This window comes from Vogesella aquatica (genome assembly GCF_028548455.1).
Classification (GTDB): Bacteria; Pseudomonadota; Gammaproteobacteria; order Burkholderiales; family Chromobacteriaceae; genus Vogesella; species Vogesella aquatica.
Genome location: NZ_JAQQLF010000046.1, coordinates 1 through 754, shown reverse-complemented (window position 1 = coordinate 754; position 754 = coordinate 1). Strand labels below are relative to the sequence as shown.

The following is a 754-nucleotide window of genomic DNA, read 5'->3' as shown; positions in this document are numbered from 1 at the left end:
CAGCATCTACCGCAAAGGATGCTGGCGCATCAGACACCATTGCTGGCGATGAAACAGTGGCAGAAATCACATCCCGAACTATTCAAAAAGCAGGTGCGTAATCGTCCGGGACTGGACAGGTAGTACATCCAAAGACTATGCGAAATGGTACGAAGCGCAGTGGGGTGTTCCCCCACCGAACAACGCTTTAGGTGGTGCTTCTGATTGGAACATCGCTGAATGGAAGCGCGGGCCCGATAAGCACTTCCAGCTTTCGGGCAAGCCAGAAGATGCGGATGAAATGAGCGAGTTTTTGGCGTGTGTAGAGAGGGCAGGGTTGCCATACCTGGATAGAATTTCGTCTTGGGTGGGTGCGGCCGAAGAACTGGTGGCTCAAAAATGGATGTTTGATCGAGCAGCAGATTTTCTCCTCATCACAGGCGAGCACGCCAGAGCCAAAGAGGTTCTACTTGAAGGCATTCGTACCTTTACAGTCGATCTTCGCCACGACAGCTCGAACGAATTGCCGCTTATTGAACAACGCATTCAAAGGTATTTTGGTGATTCTATTACCTAGCTTGGCCGCAAATAGGGTGGGCACGTTGTGCTTTGCCCATCCTGCGTGCTGCATTAAACACACGAATAAGCCAGCTATATGTCCAGTCCCGGACGATTACGCACCTGCTTTTTGAATAGTTCGGGATGTGATTTCTGCCACTGTTTCATCGCCAGCAATGGTGTCTGATGCGCCAGCATCCTTTGCGGTAGATGCTGG

The 754-nt window shown here is 51.1% G+C and carries 1 protein-coding gene and 2 pseudogenes; 2 read left to right on the top strand and 1 reads right to left on the bottom strand.

Annotation, left to right across the window (positions count from 1 at the left end):
* Both PQU95_RS18475 and PQU95_RS18470 read left to right on the top strand, forming a co-directional pair.
* A pseudogene (locus PQU95_RS18475) lies at positions 1-123 on the top strand (IS481 family transposase); the annotation flags it as partial.
* Positions 124-280: 157 nt separating this feature from the next.
* On the top strand, positions 281-556 hold the full coding sequence (locus tag PQU95_RS18470) for a hypothetical protein (protein WP_272753360.1): 276 nt from the start codon (positions 281-283) through the stop codon (positions 554-556).
* A gap of 74 nt (positions 557-630) precedes the next feature.
* Here the strand turns inward: PQU95_RS18470 and PQU95_RS18465 are convergent.
* Positions 631-754 (bottom strand): annotated as a pseudogene (locus PQU95_RS18465) (IS481 family transposase); the annotation flags it as partial.

Coding starts and splice junctions, on each gene's coding strand:
- PQU95_RS18470 (WP_272753360.1), top strand. CDS start 281: ATGAGCGAGTTTTTGGCGTGTGTAGAGAGGGCAGGGTTGCCATACCTG.